22 protein-coding genes are annotated in these 20,467 nt (G+C 36.8%); all 22 read left to right on the forward strand.

Features of this window, described 5'->3' with window-relative positions:
* The 22 genes from AWQ22_RS14015 to AWQ22_RS16810 all read left to right on the forward strand — a co-directional run bounded on the left by AWQ22_RS14015 (position 1) and on the right by AWQ22_RS16810 (position 20,449).
* Positions 1-1,257 carry a phage terminase large subunit gene (locus AWQ22_RS14015; RefSeq protein ID WP_065711490.1) on the forward strand — a complete coding sequence of 419 codons (1,257 nt, stop codon included), beginning with the start codon at positions 1-3 and terminating at the stop codon, positions 1,255-1,257.
* Complete coding sequence (locus AWQ22_RS14020) at positions 1,257-2,723, forward strand: hypothetical protein (protein ID WP_065711491.1); 1,467 nt, start codon at positions 1,257-1,259, stop codon at positions 2,721-2,723. Before AWQ22_RS14015 ends, AWQ22_RS14020 begins: the two co-directional genes overlap by 1 nt.
* Positions 2,724-2,836: 113 nt before the next feature.
* The gene (locus tag AWQ22_RS14025; RefSeq protein ID WP_065711492.1) at positions 2,837-3,430 is read left to right on the forward strand and encodes a hypothetical protein; all 594 of its coding nucleotides are present in this window, start codon (positions 2,837-2,839) and stop codon (positions 3,428-3,430) included.
* Positions 3,431-3,440: 10 nt separating this feature from the next.
* The gene (locus tag AWQ22_RS14030) at positions 3,441-4,400 is read left to right on the forward strand and encodes a phage major capsid protein (protein ID WP_065711493.1); all 960 of its coding nucleotides are present in this window, start codon (positions 3,441-3,443) and stop codon (positions 4,398-4,400) included.
* Between the two features lie 70 nt (positions 4,401-4,470).
* Complete coding sequence (locus AWQ22_RS14035; protein ID WP_065711494.1) at positions 4,471-4,839, forward strand: hypothetical protein; 369 nt, start codon at positions 4,471-4,473, stop codon at positions 4,837-4,839.
* 4 nt (positions 4,840-4,843) lie between these two features.
* On the forward strand, positions 4,844-5,161 hold the full coding sequence (locus tag AWQ22_RS14040; protein ID WP_065711495.1) for an HK97 gp10 family phage protein: 318 nt from the start codon (positions 4,844-4,846) through the stop codon (positions 5,159-5,161).
* Positions 5,158-5,631, forward strand: coding sequence for a hypothetical protein (locus AWQ22_RS14045; protein WP_065711496.1), 474 nt, complete (start codon positions 5,158-5,160; stop codon positions 5,629-5,631). The genes AWQ22_RS14040 and AWQ22_RS14045 overlap by 4 nt, the downstream gene beginning before the upstream one ends.
* Positions 5,628-6,239 carry a hypothetical protein gene (locus tag AWQ22_RS14050; RefSeq protein WP_065711497.1) on the forward strand — a complete coding sequence of 204 codons (612 nt, stop codon included), beginning with the start codon at positions 5,628-5,630 and terminating at the stop codon, positions 6,237-6,239. The genes AWQ22_RS14045 and AWQ22_RS14050 overlap by 4 nt, the downstream gene beginning before the upstream one ends.
* On the forward strand, positions 6,229-7,695 hold the full coding sequence (locus tag AWQ22_RS14055; protein ID WP_065711498.1) for a phage tail sheath subtilisin-like domain-containing protein: 1,467 nt from the start codon (positions 6,229-6,231) through the stop codon (positions 7,693-7,695). The genes AWQ22_RS14050 and AWQ22_RS14055 overlap by 11 nt, the downstream gene beginning before the upstream one ends.
* Positions 7,696-7,716: 21 nt before the next feature.
* Positions 7,717-8,193 carry a hypothetical protein gene (locus tag AWQ22_RS14060; protein WP_065711499.1) on the forward strand — a complete coding sequence of 159 codons (477 nt, stop codon included), beginning with the start codon at positions 7,717-7,719 and terminating at the stop codon, positions 8,191-8,193.
* Positions 8,194-8,238: 45 nt separating this feature from the next.
* Positions 8,239-8,637: a hypothetical protein gene (locus AWQ22_RS14065; protein WP_065711500.1), complete on the forward strand. Its 399-nt coding sequence runs from the start codon at positions 8,239-8,241 to the stop codon at positions 8,635-8,637.
* A 213-nt stretch (positions 8,638-8,850) separates the two neighbouring features.
* Positions 8,851-10,749: a hypothetical protein gene (locus AWQ22_RS14075; protein WP_065711502.1), complete on the forward strand. Its 1,899-nt coding sequence runs from the start codon at positions 8,851-8,853 to the stop codon at positions 10,747-10,749.
* 2 nt (positions 10,750-10,751) lie between these two features.
* The gene (locus tag AWQ22_RS14080) at positions 10,752-11,510 is read left to right on the forward strand and encodes a hypothetical protein (protein ID WP_065711503.1); all 759 of its coding nucleotides are present in this window, start codon (positions 10,752-10,754) and stop codon (positions 11,508-11,510) included.
* Positions 11,510-11,914 (forward strand): LysM peptidoglycan-binding domain-containing protein, encoded by a 405-nt coding sequence (locus AWQ22_RS14085; RefSeq protein WP_065711504.1) that lies wholly within the window; start codon positions 11,510-11,512, stop codon positions 11,912-11,914. The genes AWQ22_RS14080 and AWQ22_RS14085 overlap by 1 nt, the downstream gene beginning before the upstream one ends.
* 1 nt (position 11,915) lies before the next feature.
* Entirely contained in the window at positions 11,916-14,615 is a 2,700-nt protein-coding gene (locus tag AWQ22_RS17325) for a peptidoglycan DD-metalloendopeptidase family protein (RefSeq protein ID WP_065711505.1), read from the forward strand.
* Positions 14,615-15,343 carry a hypothetical protein gene (locus AWQ22_RS14095; RefSeq protein ID WP_065711506.1) on the forward strand — a complete coding sequence of 243 codons (729 nt, stop codon included), beginning with the start codon at positions 14,615-14,617 and terminating at the stop codon, positions 15,341-15,343. Before AWQ22_RS17325 ends, AWQ22_RS14095 begins: the two co-directional genes overlap by 1 nt.
* A gap of 5 nt (positions 15,344-15,348) precedes the next feature.
* A complete protein-coding gene (locus AWQ22_RS14100; protein WP_065711507.1) occupies positions 15,349-15,684 on the forward strand; it encodes a hypothetical protein in 336 nt (111 codons plus the stop codon).
* 3 nt (positions 15,685-15,687) lie between these two features.
* The gene (locus tag AWQ22_RS14105; RefSeq protein WP_065711508.1) at positions 15,688-16,881 is read left to right on the forward strand and encodes a baseplate J/gp47 family protein; all 1,194 of its coding nucleotides are present in this window, start codon (positions 15,688-15,690) and stop codon (positions 16,879-16,881) included.
* A gap of 2 nt (positions 16,882-16,883) precedes the next feature.
* Positions 16,884-17,441, forward strand: coding sequence for a phage tail protein (locus tag AWQ22_RS14110; protein WP_065711509.1), 558 nt, complete (start codon positions 16,884-16,886; stop codon positions 17,439-17,441).
* Positions 17,442-17,445: 4 nt separating this feature from the next.
* The gene (locus AWQ22_RS16980; protein ID WP_065711510.1) at positions 17,446-19,458 is read left to right on the forward strand and encodes a hypothetical protein; all 2,013 of its coding nucleotides are present in this window, start codon (positions 17,446-17,448) and stop codon (positions 19,456-19,458) included.
* On the forward strand, positions 19,458-19,889 hold the full coding sequence (locus tag AWQ22_RS14120; RefSeq protein WP_065711511.1) for a hypothetical protein: 432 nt from the start codon (positions 19,458-19,460) through the stop codon (positions 19,887-19,889). The genes AWQ22_RS16980 and AWQ22_RS14120 overlap by 1 nt, the downstream gene beginning before the upstream one ends.
* Positions 19,889-20,449 carry a hypothetical protein gene (locus tag AWQ22_RS16810; RefSeq protein WP_157094640.1) on the forward strand — a complete coding sequence of 187 codons (561 nt, stop codon included), beginning with the start codon at positions 19,889-19,891 and terminating at the stop codon, positions 20,447-20,449. The genes AWQ22_RS14120 and AWQ22_RS16810 overlap by 1 nt, the downstream gene beginning before the upstream one ends.
* Positions 20,450-20,467 lie beyond the last annotated feature (18 nt).

Genomic DNA, 20,467 nt, shown 5'->3' on the forward strand with positions numbered 1-20,467 from the left:
ATGACTTCCTTAAAACTCAATTTACATAAAGCACAGAAAGAGGTATTTGATGATCCAGCTAGATTTAAGTTAGTAGTAGCGGGTAGAAGATTAGGAAAGAGCCGCTTATTATTAACCACTGCTATCACTAAAGCAATGAGTTTTCAAGGCTCTATTGATCCTGCTTCACCTCCTGTAGTGTTAGTAGTGATGCCTACATTAAAAGCCTGTAGGTCTATCCATTGGGAACCATTACTCAGATTATTAGAAAGGCAACCTTTCATAGAGAACATATCTAAGAGTGATTTCAGAATCAAACTGAAAGGAGAGAAGCCAGATATTCTCATCAGAGGTGCTGATAATCATGGAGACAGTCTTAGAGGTTTAAAAATATATTGGGCTGGAGTAGATGAGATACAGGATTTCTCTCCTAAAGCATGGGAAGAGGTAATCTATCCTGCTTTATCGGATACTCCTAACAGTAGTGCTCTGATGATTGGAACTCCCAAAGGTAAGAATCACTGGTTATATGATTTCCATCTGAGAGCTAAAGTTGAAGAGAATTGGAATTATTTCCACTACACTACTAAAGATAATCCCTTTGTTCCTAGAGCCTTCTTAAGGCAAGCTAAAAAGACATTACCTCCTAAGACCTACAATCAAGAATTTAGAGCCAGCTTTGAGGATTTTGAAGGTCAGATATTTGATCAATTCAAAGACCATCACAAGATCACCAAACCTGTAGATAGTGATCAATTATCTTATTATATTGGTGTAGATTGGGGTGAAACAAATCCAGCTTTATCAGTTATTGCTCTCAGTCACGATTATCAGAGATTTTATATAGTTGACTCCTGGTATAACCACAGTAAAGCAGCTATTACTCAGGATGAATTCCTAGAGAAGCTCATTCAGTATTGTGATAAATATAATGTGTATCGCTGCTATATGCCTGATGACAGACCTAGCTCTATTATTAGTGCTAGAAAACTAGGAGTTAAGAGAGGAGTTAACGGTTTAAGAAGAGCTGTATCTGTTAGTAGAAATGAGATAGGAGTGATGGATGGTTGCGATATGATCAACTCCTTATTCTATCAAGACAGATTATTTATCCTTTCCACTCTCAAAGATGTAATTTCTCAGTATGAGAATTATCACAGAGATACTGATATTTATGGAAAACTCATTAATAAGCCAGCTAAGAATCAAGGAATACACATATTAGATTCTAGCCGCTATGTAATTACCAGTTTATATAAGAAGATACTTCAAAAATAATGTTATATCCCCAAACTATATCTCTATCTCCATTAGAGAGTAAGCATCCTGAATACAATAGATATGATTCAGCTTTAAGAGAGATAGATCTATTAACTTCAGGAGGCTATAAGCTTAAATCTGTAGTTAAGGAATTCTTACCTGCTAGACCTGGAGAAGATCCTGTTACCTACCGTAGTAGAATCAACAAATTCACCTATCTAAACATCCTAGGCTCTGCTATCAATGATCAAGTAGCCAAGGTGTCTAATGGTTCTCTAGTGGTATCTGGATTATCAGATAATCCTTTATGGAATGAATTCAGAACTAATACTGATTTAGCTAACAGACATGAAAAGAGCCTACTCTCACAAGTCCTTAGAGAGGCTTTAAAGTTTAAGAAGGTCTACATTCATCTAGATAAACCTAAGAGCCTTGTAGAGCCTTTAAATAGAGCTCAGGAGCAATTGTTAGGTTTACGTCCTTATACTGTTCTATATAGCCCGTTTCAGGTAATCAATTGGTCTGAGACTTCAGGTAAATTGAATTGGATCAAAGTAAGACAAGTAGTAGAAGAATCAATTAATCCTCTATTACCTCCTGTTACTAAAGTCATTTGGACTATTATCGACAATGAGCACATCACTAAGTATGAAGCTACCGTTAAATTAAATAGTCAGGGTGAAATAGAGCAGATAAATGATGAATTTATCAATGATGAAACCCAAGTAACTCAGATTAGCAGTGTAGCTCATGGATATGGAGAAGTACCTGTAGTTAAGGTAGAGATACCTGAAGAGTTATGGGTAGCAGATCAAGCGGCTCTAAAGGCTTTAGAACACCTGAGAATAGATTGTGCTAAGTATGATCTATTAACTATGGCTTATTTCCAGAGAACCTATAAGAAGATCAATTTACCTGATGATGACTTTGAGGTATCTCATATTGATTCTGCTGATCAACCTTTACCTACAGGATTACAGCACGTTTTAGAGTTAGAGAAATTTGATTGGAGTGAGCCTCATGGTTACATCCTACCTCACCTCATGGACTCTCTAAGCCAGATAGAAGATCAAGTAAAGGATTTAGTATCTCAAGGTGGTTTCTCCTCTAATAAAGGAGCTATAGCCCAATCTGGAGAATCTAAACAGATGGACTTCTATAAGGAGGAGAGCATTCTGAGAGCTCATGGTGAATTACTCATCAAAGCCTATGAGCAACTATTACATTTAGTAGCTAGAGCATTAGGAGAGAATCTAGACATATCAGTTACTGGGTTCTCTAACTTTGAAAATAACTCTTTAGATGGTGATATCAAGAAATTAGATCAGTTATCAAAGATCAATTTTGAAGCTTTAAAACTCAATCTACCCAATGAAGCTTATAAGGTAATGTATAGCTCCTTAATATCCAAGTATGTAGGTAATATCAATCCTGAACAACAAGAAGTGATCAACAATCAGATTGATTCCATGTTGTTAAGTTAAAAACTTGGACAAAATCTATATATAGAGGAACTGGTTAACCTCCACAAACCAGATTACTCTCTAACTTGGAGAGAGATTTTTATTAAATACCAAGATACATAAGATTTTTAATTATGACTCCTGAAGAAATTCAAGCATTAGTTGCTAGCCAGTTAGATGATAAGCTCTCTGAATTTAGAGAGGAATACACTAAAGCTAATCAAGGATTAGCGGCTAGTCTCAGTAAAGAAGTTAAGAAAACACTAGAGAAGATTGAAGCCTCTAGCACTTCTCCTCAAGATAACCCTGAAGTAGAAGGTGAAAAGTTAAGTCTTAAGTCTTTAGAGAAGCAATTAGAGGATATGAGAAAACAGTTAGCAGAAAAGGATCAAGAAACCTTTAAAGCTAAGAAAAACAATGCGATCAATCAACTAATTGCAGAATCAAAAGCTTTAAACCCTAAAGCATTACAGAAACTCTTTGATCTAGAGTATGGCGGCTACATTAAAGAAGAAAACGGTAGCTGGTATGTAGATAAGGGAGAAGATGATGTTGTTTCTTTACAAGATGCCTTGGATTCTTATCTCAATTCTGAAGAGGGTAAATTCTATCTACCACCTTCAAACACTCAAGGATCTGGCTCTACAGAAGTAAAAAATATGAGTCCTAATCCTAATCAACCCGTTAAAGCAGGTGAAGCTTTAATGGAAGCTTTTTCACAATATTAATTTTTAAACTATGTCCGTAATTATCGATCCCGTTAAGTCTCTCCAATTAGTAGTAGAAGAAGAAATTGCTTCTCTTCCCTTGGGTCTGTATCCCATGCTCAACCGCTTACCCAAGCGTGTTATCTCTCAGAAGGTAATCAAATGGAATGTTAACGCTGGTGGTGCTGGTGTAACTGGTGAAGCTACTACTGCTGATGTTTCTACTTTCTCTGATGATGCTGTTGTAGGTGCTCAATTGAGCATCGGTGATAACCGTTTACGTCACAGCTTCCAAGTACAGAAAGAAGATATTGCTCAGGCTAGAGCCGCTGGACAGGGTGCTCTACGCGATCTCTTTGGTTATGAAGTTCAATCTGGTATCCGAGCTCTCATGGAATCCATGAGTGATCTTGTTTATACAGGTGCTGGTACTGCTGGTGATGGTGGTGTTGTTGGTTTAGAGGCTGTTGTAACTCAAGATGTTGCCTACGCTGGTATTGACCCTGCTACTTATCCTCTCTGGGAATCCATTCTATCTACTGATGTTTCCAATAGAGCCTTAACTTCTACTCTTCTTTTCGATCATGAAGCTGCTATTACCTCTGTAGGTACTGGTTTTACTGCTGTATATACCACTCCTCAGATTGCAGCTAGATATAAAGAAGTCTTTGCTGCTAATGTCAGCATCAATAACAATCTTCCTGCTGGTCAAGCTGATCTTGGATACACTGGTTTAACCTACGCTGGTAGACCCATCATCCAAGACCCTTACTGTACCGCTAATACCCTTTACTTTGTTAATGAACCTGAAGTAACCCTCTACACCTTTGGGCAAAATAACACCGCTAATCAGAATGGTATGCAGGTAGCTGTAAGTGCTTTACCTTCTAATAATCCTGATGCTGAGAAGTACGTTATCTACGTTAAAGGTCAACTCAAAGTAGCTAACCGCTTGAAAGGTGTATCTGCTCTAGACTTCATCACTCAGTAAACTCTAATTTTAAATCAGTCATCTATGAGGATGGATTTAATCTATCCTCATTTTTTTATTTATTAAAATAATGTCCGTGTCCCTATCTCAATCTCAAATAGAAAACATTGAAAGAATAGCAGGGTATCAGACTGTAGATTTAGTAGTAAGAGATAAACTGAGCTCCCCTTATTCTCAAGCTATCTATGATCAAGTTATCAAATTAATAGATCAATTAGAGCAGATAGACCTTTTACTGGATGAAGCTTTAGATACTAGCTTTGTTAGAGAAAGTGGGAGATCTAAATTATCTTATGGTGCTCATGTAAGACACCTTAAATCTGAAGGAACAAGATTACTAATGGAGTTAACTCATATCCTAGATATAAGTATCCGCTACAACAAATACAATCCTAGTCCTTCAGTTAATAGAGTATCTCCTACTGTCTCTTATTGGTAACAATATGTCCTTCACAATAAAAACAACTGGAAAGATTTTTAAATCAGGGTTTAACTTTGAGAAGGAAATTATTGAACCAGCTATAGATTTTACAGCTTTATGGGCTAGAGCTACCATCAGTGATAGAACTCCTGTTAAGACAGGTAAATTAAGAGCTGGTTGGTATAACTACATGAATAATCCAACTAAAGCCACTATTGATAACCCTGTATTCTACGCTAAATATGTAGAACCTAGACGATTTATGGTTAGTAGATCTATTCCTGAAATCAGAAAAGCCGCTGCTTTAAATATATCGAAACGTATTAAAGAAAAGCTATGACCCTATATAGTAAGCTAGCTACAATAGAGTCAAGAATGGCTAGCATAGAAACTAAATTAGGGCTTCCTCAGAGGAGAGATCTAGTATTAAGAACTCAGACCTATGATCCTGATCAAAAGAAAGTAATCACTACTGATACAGTTATCAACCCTAAGCCCTATATCACTACAGTTCAACCACGCTATTCAAATCTACAGGTATCAATTGAGGGTATGGATTCTATATTCATATCGGCTAATGATTTACAAGTAGAGATACCTAGAACTTATCCTAAAGAAATATTTAACCCTGCTGATAAAAGCACTGTTAGATTTTATGTAGATGTTTCTTTAGATCCTTCAAATCAAATCATCTACCAAGATCCCGCAACTAAAAAGATAGATGACTACTCCTACAAATTGGTCTTTGTTATTGATGAAGATCCTGTAGTGTGGAAGCTCATTCTTACTAGAGAGAGGGATAAGAGATGAACATACAAACAGTAAGAAATGATCTAAGAGCGTTTATATCTTCAAAGGTTCTTATTCATGCTTGGGATTTAGATTATCCTGATGTACTTTATACCGTCATAGATGATCAAGAATACCCTGCTAATACAGCTATAGAATTACCTGTACAGAACATCTTCCATGTTAAGGATGGTAGGAACAGCATTAAGACTTCAGCTAGGTTTACTTACCGTATAGCTTATATCTTTCCTGAAGTGATGCCTTTTAATGATCTTCCCTGGAGATCCTTAGAGGGAATAGTTTCTACTATCCATATAAAAGCATTATTAGAGCCTCCTGGTGGAATTGAGTTAATCCTACCTGCTGAGATAGAAGATTCTCTATCAGTAGCTAGATCTGATGATATGTCTGGAGATTGGCTTATTTATTTAAACTTTGGATTTGATGTGACCTTTAGGACTACTGAGCTACCTGATGTAGGAGATTTACAACCTCCTGACATTTCCGATTTTGGAACTCTTCAACAGCTTCAAATTCAAGTTAATAGAGCTAAACCTGAATTCTCAAGATTAGACAACACTACTTTTAACGAAGATACCGTAATAACTATTACTGCAAATGACAACTAACATTTTTTCAAATATTTTAAGCCCTAGTGTGAGAGTAGTAGAAAGCACTCAGGGTTATAGATCTCTAGAAATAGCATCTCATCAGACTGTTTACATGATTGGATCTGCTGAAACTGGAGCTACTCTAACACCTACTCAAGTAATCTCCTTAGAGGATTTTACTAACGTATTTGGAGCTAGTCCCTCTGAGAATGCTGTTAAGCTATTCTTCAGAAATGATCGTAGAGGTATTCTCTACTTCATCAATGCTCCTATTGCTAAACGCTTCACTGTCACTGTAGATACTGCAACTCAGGGAGCTGATTATACAGTTACTATTAATGGAGTTGATGTTACTTATACTGCTCAGATTGGCGATACTGTAGACAGTATTGCTAGTGAATTAATCAGCGCTGTTAACCTATCTGCTGAAGCTGACACTGTAACAGCCTCTTCAGGAGCTGCTACTGATGAATTAGTAGTAAGAGTAGATGATCCTCTAGATACCTCTCTTACTGTCACTGTTAACGCTAACATGAGCGTTGCTGATAGCACTCCTAACTCTCCTAGTTCTATTGATTATGTCTACGCTATAGAGAATAGTTTTGATGTAGAAGACGCTTATGAGCAAGGTTTCCTCATTGCTCCTGAAGCCTTCACTCTCCTAACTGATCAATCTGATAGATTGTCTGTAGGTTTAGCAATGGAAGCACACGCTTCTAATGACCAATTTGATTGGGTAGCTCTTATTGATGCTGGTGCTAGCTTAACTCCTGTACAAGCTAAGGCTGAAGGTCTTCTCTATAACTCTCCTCAAGGTCATAGCTCTTTCTTCTACCCTCATTTAGTTGATTTAGAAGATGGCGTTGTACCTGCTTCTGCTGGTGTAGCTGGTGTAGCTACTAGACGCTTCAAGGATGAAGGATTCCAACAACCTCCTGCTGGTGCTAAATTCCCTGTATTAGGAGTTAAAGATGTAGTTACTAAGGTTTCTACTCAAGTTCAAGACACTCTTAATCCTGATGGTATTAACGTAGTCAGAAATCTACGAAATAAGGGTGTAGTAGTTTGGGGCATGAGAACTAGATCCAGCTCTGAATTCTACAAATTCATCAATACCCGTGTGATCATGAATGTTCTTAACGGTACTCTCCGTAAGGGCTTTGATAATGAATTGTTCAGCGTTATTGATGGTCAAGGTGTCCTATTAAATAGCATCTCTCAAACCGCTGCTAAGGTCTGTTCTAGACTCTGGAGAGGTAAAGCTTTATTTGGTGCTACTGAAGTAGAAGCCTTTGAAGTTAAATGTGATTTTGAAAACAATACTCCTGAAGAATTAGAACAAGGGAATGTATTACTAGAGGTTTATGTAGTACCAGCTCCCGCTATGGAGAAATTGCTGATTTCTACTATCAGAGTGAGTATTGGAACTTTACCTCAAAATGAAAATCAGGTGGCTTTCACTCCTTTAAACTAATCAATAATTATTTAACGTATAATGGCTAGACTAGACTCTATAAATCCTATCAATAACTCAGACTACCTGTTAACTATTGAAGGTCTTAATAGTGGTGGAACTCCTGTATATTTCACTGAGTTCTCTGGTATTAAGTTGTCCCGTAAATCCTCCTCCTTTAATGATGGTTTATCTAACGTGGTTAGAAAGACTGAAGGTGGCTTAAAAGAATATCAAAATGTTACTATCGGTAAACCTCATGATCCTGAAGCTGATCAGGTAGTAATTGATTTCATTAAACAGAATGAGAATGGGACTCCATTTGATTTCCGTCTTAGACCCATTAAAAGAGTGAGCTCTTCTAATGGTACTAATGAATTTAGAGGTAATAAAGCTTGGGATTTAACAGGCTGTAGAATTGAAAACTTCACTATTGCTGAAGGTATTGATACCTCTGATGGTACTAAGACTACAATGCTTAAGATTGAATTCAGTCTTGAAGCTGCTGAATATAAGTAAATTTAACTAATAAGCCCTCATTAACTGAGGGCTTTTTTTATCGATATGACAACACCTAAACGTAAGCCTCCTAAAGTAGTTGAAGCTCCCGTAGAGACTAAACCTAATAGTGATGAATTTCAAGCTAAATTCAATCCTGATACTCAGACGGCTCAATTCAGTTTAATTGATGGTACTCCAGTAGAGATTAAATCACCTAAAGCTAAACAATTTTTACTGTTAGATAGCTTTATTAATCATGCTAGTGAAGAGTATAAGACTGAGAGTTTTATCTTTCTTAAGTTAGCTTCTCTATGTATCACCTCTTTTGGAGATAAAGATAGCATCAGTTTTGAAGAATTAGTAGACCTCTTAGAGATTGAGGATATTGAGCGTATAGGAGCCTCTATGTCCTTTTTTCGAGATAAATTTGATTATCTCAGCAGAAAATCAAGTAATGTTTAATGTTCAGAATTCTGGATATTTTACATTCCCTCATTTAAGTAAAAGCATCATAGCGGCTACAGGTGGTCACATTAACCCTGCTTATTTCCAGATGTTAGATATGGAGATATCCGAGTGTCTATATCATCTGTTTATTTATGTAGACCACACTGAATCTAATAGACCTTCAAAAGTAGATGAATGGGGAATAAATAATAGTGATTTTGAATAATTATGGCGAGTAATAATAACAATGTAATAGTTACGATATCTGCTAAGGATGAAGCTACTAAGGTATTCCAAGGTCTAAATCAATCCTTAGTAGCAGGTGTAGCCGCTGGTAACTTATTAGCTGATACTATTAAGAATGCTGTTGGAGGTGCTTTCAATTTCCTTAAGGGTACAATCGCTGAGAGTGCTCAAATTCAACAGAGTAGTATCACCGCTGCTAGTTCTATAGCTGCTCTTACAGGTAAATCATTTAGTGATGCTGGTAAGTTAGTAGATGAATTAAACAATAAATTAGCTGATGCTGCTGCTTCATTACCAGGGACTACTCAAGGATATAAAGATATTGCCCTAGGTATATCTGACAATTTAATTCCTGCTTTTACTGATGCTTCTGGAGTCCTAGATGAGAGATCCTTTGTAGATGGGTTAGAAGATATCACAGTAGGTTTAGGTGTCTTAGGAGCTGCTTCTAATGTTGCTGCTAGTGATGTATCTAAATTCACTGCTAAATTCTTAGGTGGATCTTCAATGTCTGAATTGAAGAATCTAATGTTTGCTGAAGCTAACCCTGCTTTCCTAGCAATTGTAGAGAAAAAGCTGAGTGAATCAGGTAAGAAGTTAGAGGAGTTAACCGCTAAAGAGAGAGCTACTATCCTTCAAGCTGTTCAGAATGAGTTAGTAACAGATGATGTTATCTTTGCTGCTAGTAATTCTGTTTCTGGTATGTGGGAGGGCTTTAAATCTAGTCTATTTGATCAGACCTCTGGAATCTTTGGTTTGATGAGAGATTTAGATGAGGATATGGAAGGTAATCAAAGTGTCTTTGCTTCATTACAGAGAGTGATGATGAAGATCTTTGGTTCTGATGGAGTTATCACTAACCTTAATCGTATTCTTCAGGAATTAGGTATAGAAGTAGACCCTATGGAGGGTTTAGCTAATGGTCTAGGTAAAATTGGAGGATGGTTAGACAGTCTGAACAGATGGCTTAGTACCCTCTCTTTACCTGATCTACAGAATCTATTCTCTGGAGAAGGAATAGGATTTAGATTATCTCAATACTTCTCAGGTGTACTAAATAGAGCATTTGGTTTCCTCAGTAATCTTAATGATGGAGCTACTGTAGAAGGTATTGCTGATAGAGCTACTAATTTACTAAAAGAAGGGCTTCAAGCCGTATTTACTAATATAGCTGGAATATTAGTTAGCACTGATTGGGGTGATGTTGTCTCTGGTATTATCGGTTTATTTAGATTAGGTTTTGCTCTATTGAGAGTACCTGCTAGAGCCTTATTTGATTTCATCATTGAAGGTATTCAAGGATGGATTGCTTTAATAGGTCAAGGTATTAACAATCTAAAGGATAGATTTGTTGAGAGATTCTCAGGTGTTATTAACCTTGTAACTAATGCTGTAGATGCTGTTAAGAATGCTTGGCAATCAGTTAGAAGTGTATTTGATAGCCGTTGGAATGGAGTTAAGACAGCAGTTAACAATTTTGTAGGTAGAATCACCTCAGCTATCAATAATGTAACCAGCTTCATTAATAGAATTCCTGGTGTTAATATCCCAACAGTAGGTAATGCTTCAGTAGGTAATTCCTATGCTGGAATGAATTTCTCCTCTCTTCTGAATGCCGCACAGAGAGAACTCAATAATGCTCCAGGTGGATCTAATCTAGTAGTCGCTAATGATTCAGAAATTATCCTCAACAGAGCACAACAATCAACTATATTATCTGCTCTTAATGGTAGAAGAGAAGCTATCAATTTTAATGTAGGTGGTATTACCGTTAATTCTCAGAATGGAAATCCTCAACAGATAGCTGATGAAGTGATGAGAGTTATCAGTAGAGAGTATGCTCGATTCAGTCAAAGTTACTCTACAGCTCCTGTTATTTAATTATGATCAATGAACAATTATTAAACAAACTTGAAGCCGCTAGTAAAGTAGAAGGTATCTTTGCTCATCTAGCAGATTTACAAGGTAATGTAGTAGCTGAGTTCTTATTTAATCCTGAGCAGAAATATTACAGCAGATCAGCTAGATATGCTGAAGGAGTAGCGGCTTTAACTTCATTACCTTCTCAACAATATCAATACTCCTCTGGTTTAGAATTAAATCTGAGTAACCTACTCCTACAAACTCATTCTCAAGGTAAAACTGTTAAATCTATCATTCAAGGAATACAGGATTTAATGGTAGCTGATCCTATCAATGAGAAATATACACCTACTCCTGTTAAGTTTGTTTGGGGTTCTGATTCCTTTGGCCCTTGTGTAGTCACTAATCTCAATTGGAATGAAACAGCTTGGTTAGATGGATTAGTAGCTGATGCTAGATTAGACATCAAACTTCTAGAAATACCTGATCCTTCAACTAGAAGCCCTCAACAGGCTCAACAAGGTACTCCTAATACTAATCCTGACCTAACAGACAGAGAGAAATCAACAGCCTCTACAAAGGCTAATGAGTGGCTTAAATCAAACACTTCAAAATTAAACTCTACATTAGCTCCAATAGTAAAAGCTAATCGCTACAGATTACTTACTTCAAATCAAGGAAGAGTATCAATACTAGACGCTAAGAATAATGTCTTAGGTATTGTTGGAGATTACATTAACGGTTCATTTAATACAGATAGCAATAACATACAGAAATAATGATTATCAATGCTAATGGAGATAAATTAACCATCACAGCAGGAGATTCTCTATCTAAGATTGCTAATGATGTTTTAGGTGATTACTCCCAATGGAGAGAACTCGCTTATGTTAATGATCTCAACATCTTTCAACCCTTAGAAGCAGGGATTACTATCGATTTACCTAATAGAGCAGAATTACAAGCTGAGATTGATTCAGTTACCAGTAGAGTTACTTCTGCTGTTAATAATGTGGAATCTAGAGTTAATGAAATAGTAAACAGTAGAGAAGCTCAATTGATATCTAAGATTCTAGGTGTAGATACGAGTAAGCTCCTAGAGGGTCTTGACCTCAGTTCAATTACAGAAAATCTATCAGATCTTCAGCTACCTGATTATCAGTTGCTAAATTGGGTGCTCTAATATGTTCAATCAAAATAACCCTAATCCATCTCAATCTTTATTAGCTCCCTATGTAAGGATAACCCTAGGTAATAGTGATGATGAAGATAAAGATGTATTTATAACTGGTGATGGTAAATTACAGAGATGTACTGTCACTCTAGGAGAAGGGCCATTACAATCTAATTGTCAATTTAGCGTATATGATCCTGATAAAAAACTGATAGATAAGTATCTAGCTTATGTTGAGGAGAATGATGGATTAGATCCTGTAGATGATGGTGTTACTAGCTCTACTCCTATTGATACTGCTAGTAGTCCTACTGGCAATGCTGAAACAGCAGTAGGTCAAGTTATTTATCAGAATGTACAGGCTACTTACTATAGACTGTCTAGCACTACTGGCACTTATGGAACTGTTAACTATGATGCCAATCAAGCGGCTATGTATAACGCTAAATACGCTAACTCAGTAATGAAGGTAACTAGCCTTGATACTGGGAAATCAGTATTAGTGAAAATTGTAGATACAGGCCCATTTGCTAACGTTAACGGTAGAGCTATTAGACCTCTACAGGAGCATCCTACTAGAAAGATAGATTTAACTCCTGGTGCTGTTAGAGCCCTAGGCTTATCTGAATCTCAAGGTGTTTATAACGTTAATATTGAATGGGTAGAAGCAGATATGAATGCTGCTCAGGCTGAAGTCAATAGACGTAGAGGAGCACCTGGACAATGGGTTAATCCTCCTGATCTTGATCAGACCTCCTTTGCTGGATTATCTAATAACAGTCAGGTAAGAGAGACTACAAGACAGATAAGCAGTCAAAATAATCAAAGATTACCGCTAGTATCAGCGACTAGAACAGGTACTAAGAATAGTAATGGTCTTTATATCTACAATGTGACCTTCAAGGCTGTAGATGAAGAATTCACCATCCCTATGGTTTCTGGTGTACCTAGCACTCAAGATTCAGGACAGGAGAACGTAAGCGGCTCTCTAGCTCCCTTACCTTCAGGTGAGTATTCCCTAGCTCCTGTTGTCACCAGTGGAGGTTTAGTAGCTAATCCTGCATTAGGTGGAGTATGGGCTGCTCTCACTCCTAAATTCAGCACCAATAGAACAGCATTAGGTTTACACCATGATGGAGGTGCTCTAGGTACTGCTGGTTGTTTAGCTACTATTACTCTAGCTGATAGAGATCGTATGGTAGCTTTCCTTAGAAGACATAGACCTACTGTATTTACTCTAGGAGTAACATCAGCTCCAGCTACTGCTACAAATAATGCTGCTAGCTCTAGAGATATAGCCAGAACTAGAGTAATTCAGGATATCCCTAATACAGCCTCTAGATCAGGTGGTCAGATATTGATAGAGATGGGATTCAATGGTGAATCTATAGTTGCTTACAGTTTCCTACATACTGGAATTACCTATGATTTATTTAAACCAGATGAATTACAATTCTCAGGTCAAGCGGCTAACTGGGTATTAACTAGAAGATCTAAGAATACTGCTTATACTAATATCACTCTTAGGAAGCTAGCTAAGAAAATCACCTCCTATTATGGTCTTAATCTAGAGATGGAAGATGAAGGGCCAACTTATGAATACTTTCCTCAAAGAGGACAAAGTGATTATGATGCCTTACTGATTGAAGCTAGAAGATTAGGTTATAGAGTTTATACCAAAGGTAATACCTTATATATCAGATCTAGAGATCAAGCTTCTGCTGATAAAGAAGTATTCTTCTTAGAATATGGAGACAATCTAGGTACTCAATTTACTCTAAATCATACTGCTTCTACTGATTCATCTGGAGGAGCTAGATCCTCTACTCCTGGTGCTAACAATAAAACAGGTATTAGGAAATATGAGATTGATCCTACTACAGGTCAAATTAATCAGACTGAGAAAGAAAATCCTATAGGTACAGGACAAGATGAATTATCTGTTACTGGTTCTCCTATAGTTCAACCTCAACCTAAATCTACTGAAGCTCTAACTGAAGAGGATAACCTCAGAGTAGACAATGAAAATAGAGTTAAAGGAATTACTGCTCAGGCTTCAGCTCCTACTACTCCAGAGGCTTTATTAGTAGATCCTGATACTCCTTTAAGAACTAAAAATATCAGTAAAACAATAGATAGATTTTGGGTGGTTGATTCTGTAACTCACAATTATGATTTAGGTTACATGACTACTAACTTTAATCTGTATAGTCCTTTGAAGAATAAAAGACCTACTACCGCTATTAATTCTAATCCAATTACTAATACTAATAATGGTCAAGCTACCTCATTTAATCCTAACTCTCCTCAATTTATCAACCCATTACCTAATGCTACATTTACTAGTCCCTATGGCCCTAGAGGTGGAAGATTACACGCTGGAGTAGATATCAGTAGTAGAGGAGGTTCAGGAGCTGGATCGCCTATCCTAGCCGCTGCTAGTGGTACTGTTACTTTCGCTGGTTTCGGTAATAGCTCTAATGGTTATTCCTCCTATGGAAATATCGTAGTAATTGATCATGGTGGTGGTTGGACTACTAGATATGCTCACTTGAGTAGTATTTCAGTTAATCAAGGTGCTCCTATCAATCAAGGAGCTACGGTAGGTATAGAAGGAAGTACAGGTAGATCTACTGGTACTCATCTACATTTTGAAATTAGAAAGAACGGTACAGCAGTTAACCCAGAGCAGTATGTGAAATTGAGATAATGAATGAAATATTTAAACTTTGGAAACAGTCAGAAACGGCTAGTCAGATAGCATTAGACACTGTTAATAGAGTATCCTACCCTAGCTTAGGTATTGTCACTAATAATGAAGATCCTGAAGGTAGAAGACGTATTAAAGTAGCTCTACCTTCAAACCCTAATCTAGAAAGTGATTGGTTAATTAGAATAAGCTCCCATCCTTTTATAGATGCTCCATTACCTCCCATAGGACAAACAGTAATCATCTTTTATATTGATGGTTTAGAGACTAAGGGAGCCTACCTACACATCATTAATGATACTAACCCTGCTTTAGATAAAGGTGATCCAGTTAAGGATTTATTTGAATCCATTCCAGGAGATAAAGATACTCAAATTCAAGGCTCTCTTAACACTCAGATTGAAGGCACTCTTAACACTCAAATTCAACAAACTGAAGATAGAAGAATAGAGGACAATTTAACTGTTGATTGTGGTTCTAGAATTACTCTACAAACTGATTCAGGAGCTTCTATTTTATTAACTGAATTTGGAGAAGTGATAGTAACTGATTCAGTAGGTAGAAGTATTAGATTAGGTGGAGGTGTAGATAACCTCAATCAATTCAATCTTAATGGTCACTCTATTGATATATCAAATGCTTCTGATTTAACCATTAATGGGACTTCTGTAGTAGTGGTAGGAGCTGACACTTCTGACGGAGCTACTGTAATTAATAAAGGTTATTAACTCCTATGGAAATAAACACAATTAAATTCCCTCTCACAGTAGCTAATGGCAGTCTACAAGTAGTAAGCGGTGCTGATAGAATCAGATCTCATATCTTACATTATTTACAAGTGTTTAAGGATGAAAGAGTAATGCGTCCTGAATATGGGATAGATGATTATTTATTTGACAATGTAAGTAACGTTACAGCTATCACTTCTGATCTACTAGCTGGCTTAAATAGATATATCCCTGAAGCTCAATTCTCTGTAAACGGCACAGTAAATGATTTAGGAGAGGTTCTTATTAATATTTACTGGCTTTATGAAGATGTAGAATCCTCCTTTGAAATTACCTTATAAACTATGGAAGATATTAACAACTTAATCCCACTAGATGAAGTCATATTAGATAACAGAAATGAGGAGGAATTATTTGAACAGGCTAGAGTAAGGGTTTTTAACTCCTCTCAAGGTACTCTCAATGATTTTACAGAGAATTCACCCTTAGCTTCAATACTTCAAGGTCAAGTGTTTGCAGGTGCTGAATTCTTATTCTATGCAAACCAATTACCTCTAGCTCTAGTAGTTGATTTCCTTAAAGTGACAGGAGTACAGAGAAACTTAGGCACTAAAGCTAAAGTAACTCTTACCTTCTCTATTACAGCTCCTCAACCAGTATCTTATGTTATTCCTGCTGGATTTGAAGTAGTAGATGTAACTTCTAAGTACAGTTACTTTACAGACTCTACTCTCACTATTCCTCCAGGATTAACTCAAGGTTCTATTACAGCTACTGCTGAAGAGGTAGGTAGTGCTTACAATTTACCTGCTTATTCTATTAACAATTTTATTCAGCCTCTCACTTTCTTAGCAGGGGTTACTAATACCGCTAATGCTGCTGGAGGTACTGATGAAGAGCCTATAGCTACCACTATTAAAAGAGCTATAGAACAATTGAATTTAAAGAATCTAGTATCAGCTACAGATTATGAATTAGCAGCTCAGGAAATACTAGGTGATGGTTCTAGATGTAAGGCTATTGGTCTATTAGGTGCTCAGAAACAACCAGGAGTATTAGGAGCTGTTCACTTATTCCTCATCAATGCGAATAAAGACCCTGCTAATGATGCTCAATTAACTCAGGTTAAATCAGCTTTATCTTCTAGGATTCAGCTAGGTACTAGCTTATATGTTTCTCCTATGGAGTTAATTAATGTAAGTGGTGATCTCATTGCTGAATTAGCTGAAGATGTTTCTCCTACTGAAGCTGCTGATGATTTATGGCAAGCCTATCAAGAATACTTAGATCCTTCTACTTATCCAATAGATGAGGATGTAATCCTGAATGAAGTTGAATATCAACTGAGATTAACAGGAGTCATCAATAAGATTCAATCCCTTGAGTTAAATGATCTAACCTCTAATATTGCTCTCCCTAATGCTTATACTCTCCCTAACGCTTATAGCCTCACTATGACTCTCATAGATAGTGAGGGTGTTGTTTGGGAAATGAATAGAGGTGCTGGAGAATTCCCTGATTTTGAGCCTACTCCTTAATTATGAATACTTATGAAGCATGGTCTACAGGTAGACCTATTTATTCTAGATTACCTGATTCATATAAAGAAAATAATGTAGCCGATCACATTACCTCCTTCTGGGATCAATTGTTAGTAGATTATAAAGCTAAGGTAGACGATTTACCTAGACAATTAGACCCTACTAACTGTGATGCTAGCTGGTTAGACTTCTTAGCTCCGTTATGTGGCTTCTATGGTGAATATTGGGATACTAATTGGCCTGAAGATTCTAAGAGATTACTACTAGCTAATTCCTATACCTTGATATGGAAGGATAAGGGCTCTAGAGAAGCTCTATCTTTTATTCTGAGTGCTTTACATATTGACCATAAGATCTGGGAAGGTAACGGCTTTATCTTAGGTACTTCTCAATTAGGTATCGACACATTAGGTACAGCAGCTTGGCAATATAAAATCCTGTTACCTAAAAAATACAAACCTAATAGCTATGAATTCCAACTAGCTAATAAAATCAATCGACTCCATGGGCCTCTATGGTGTGAATCAGAAGTAATTTATGAGCATTTAATATTATAAAAATATGACCACTGTACTCGGAACAATTAAAGATTCTGCTGGCAATGTATTAGATGGGGTTCTCACTGTAACATTAGCTGGCTCTATGGTTAATGCTGTAGAAAACGTTCTATTCACTCCTAATCCATTCTCCTTTGATATAGTAAATGGAGTAGTTAATATTGATTTAGAAGAGAGTGAATCTAAGAACACCTCCTATGAATTTAACTTCTTTCCTTATAGACTTAATGAGACTGTAGATCCTCCTGTACTGGAGTTATCTAATGTACCTGTAGCTCCATTCCCTTTTAATGCTGTAGTTCCTCAATTTGCTTCAGTCAATTTAGCTGATTTAGCTCCTACAGGAATAGTTACTGATGTATTAGATACAGGAGCACTAAGGGTAGCTCAATTAATAGCAGAAGATCAAAACCTATCTGATCAGGTAGGTGGTGTATTCCCTCTAGGAGAATGGGATAATGCCACTGAATATAAGAGAGGTTCTATTGTCACCTATCAGGGTGATAGTTATGTAGCCTCTACAGCAGTACCAGCAGCTATATTACCTACTGATACTGATTATTGGATGTTTTTAGCTTCTAGTGGTGGAGCTGGAGCTTCTGCTGATCTAACTCCTTATGGTTTAGCTTGGGATGGTTCAGATTTAATCCCTACTCAGAATACTGTCTATGATGAAGTTGAAGCTGTTAAGACCTCTATTAATACTAAAGCTCCTATTGATTCACCTACCTTAACAGGTACAGTTACTCTCCCTTCTACTACTTCTATAGGTAATGTCAGCTCTACTGAATTAGGTTATTTAGATGGAGTAACCAGCGGTATTCAAACTCAGATAAACTCTAAAGCTAATTCAGCATCTCCTACCTTTACAGGAACTGTCACACTACCTTCTACTACCTCTATAGGTTTAGTTAGTTCCACTGAATTAGGCTATCTAGATGGTGTTACAAGCTCTCTACAGACTCAATTAAATAGTAAAGCTAATTTAGCTTCTCCTTCTCTTACTGGTACTCCTACAGCTCCTACCGCTACCGCTGGTACTAATACTACTCAACTCTCTACTACTGCCTTTGTTCAAACTGCTATCTCTAATCTGAACTTAGGTACAGCAGCTACCCTTAATGCTGGTACTGCTGCTAATAATGTTGTTCAATTAGATGGATCTTCTAGATTGCCTGCTGTAGACGGTAGCCAATTACTTAATCTCCCTAGTGGATTCTCTGATCCTATGACTACTAGAGGAGACATTATCTATAGAAACTCCTCTAACGTTACAGCTCGATTAGGTTTAGGTACTAATGGACAAGTATTAGGGTCTGATGGTGTTGATTTAATTTGGACTACTCCTAGTGGAGGTGGTGGATTAGATTTAGAAGTTCTAGATGAAGGAGTTTCTTTAACAACAGCAGCTACTTCTATCAACATAGTAGGCCCATACATAACAGCTACTAATTCTAGTGGTGCTGTGACTATTACTAGCACTGCTGGTAATGCTCTTACTACCCAACCTCTTAGCCAATTTGCTTCTACCACTTCAGCACAATTAGCCTCAGTTATTTCTAATGAAACTGGTAGCGGTTCTTTAGTATTCTCTGGTTCACCTTCTCTTACTGGTACACCCACAGCTACTACAGCTTCTAGATCCACTAATAATACTCAGATAGCTACCACTGCTTTTGTACAAAATGTAATTAGAAATGTAACCACTTCTACTATTAGTAGTGGAACATTAACTATCAACTTATCTACCACAGAAATTACTGAAGTAACTCTCAACCAAAATATTACTACTTGGAACTTAAGTAACTTCTTTTCAGGATTATCTAAGTTAACGGTTTTTTTGATTCAAGATGGTACTGGAGGTAGAACTGTCGCATTTCCTGCTAGTTGGATATGGGCTGGAGGTATAGAACCTACTATCACTTCTACTGCTTTAGCTAGAGATATTATTCATCTAGTTTCTCCTGATAGCGGTACTACAATCTACGCAACTCTCATAGGACAAGGATATTCATAATGTTTAATTTAGATAGTAAGGCTCTAGATGTAATTAATTTCGGTCTAGAGCAGCTTAATTTAGAGGAATCAATACCTGAAGAGCATCAATGTAAACCAGCAGAAGAAGCCATAGTTACCCTGAATCAGGATAACCCTTTAATGACTGCTGGTGAATTTTGTGAGATAGCTAAAACCTTTCAAAAATGGGCTGGATTATGTAGCACTTGTTTAGAGTTTAACTCTATTCAAGCTGAATTAAATGAAGAGCTTCAATTAGTTATGTTAGAAGCAGCCTCATCTCATTTTACTTTGGCTAATAAGTTGTATTTTTTCTTTGGTGACAGTTTACCAGAACCATATAAGACAATTATCAAATCTCAGTTAGAGCCTAGATTACAGGATTATGTAAATAGTATCCCCGAAATACAACATTTAAAGAGGAATTTTTAATGTTAGTTACAAGCTGGAGAAACCCTACAGCTAACACTTTGATTGCCAACAATGGAGAGCCTCTAGTTAATCCTAGTAATGCTTATATTGATGATAATGCTTATGCTACAGTTAGTGCTTTACCTAAAAATACAGATTCTGATAAATATAGATTTACTGGATTTGGTTTTACATCCTCAGATATACCATCAGGTTCAACAATATTAGGTATTCAGGCTAGTATAAGAACTTTTGTTAGTAGCACTTCTAGTAGCCCCATAGCTACGTTAAATCTTTATAGACCTACTACTACCACTGAGACTAGCAGTAAGGTCATTAGTTATACCAGTACGTCTGAAGTGGCTTATGTTTTACCTAATTCAGTAACTGAATACAGATGGGATACTGATTGGAGTTATTCAGATATAGTTGGCAATTCTGATTTTGGAATCTCTATTTACTTTAGCCATAGTTCTTTTAGTGGTACTAGAGATTATAGCTTAGATGAGATAGCACTGAGAATTTTCTACACAACAAATACTACAGCCACAGCTTACTCAGGAGCTTTATTACTCCTTTAATACATAAATATAATAATA

It is taken from the genome of Picosynechococcus sp. PCC 7117 (genome assembly GCF_001693275.1).
Classification (GTDB): domain Bacteria; phylum Cyanobacteriota; class Cyanobacteriia; order Cyanobacteriales; family MRBY01; genus MRBY01.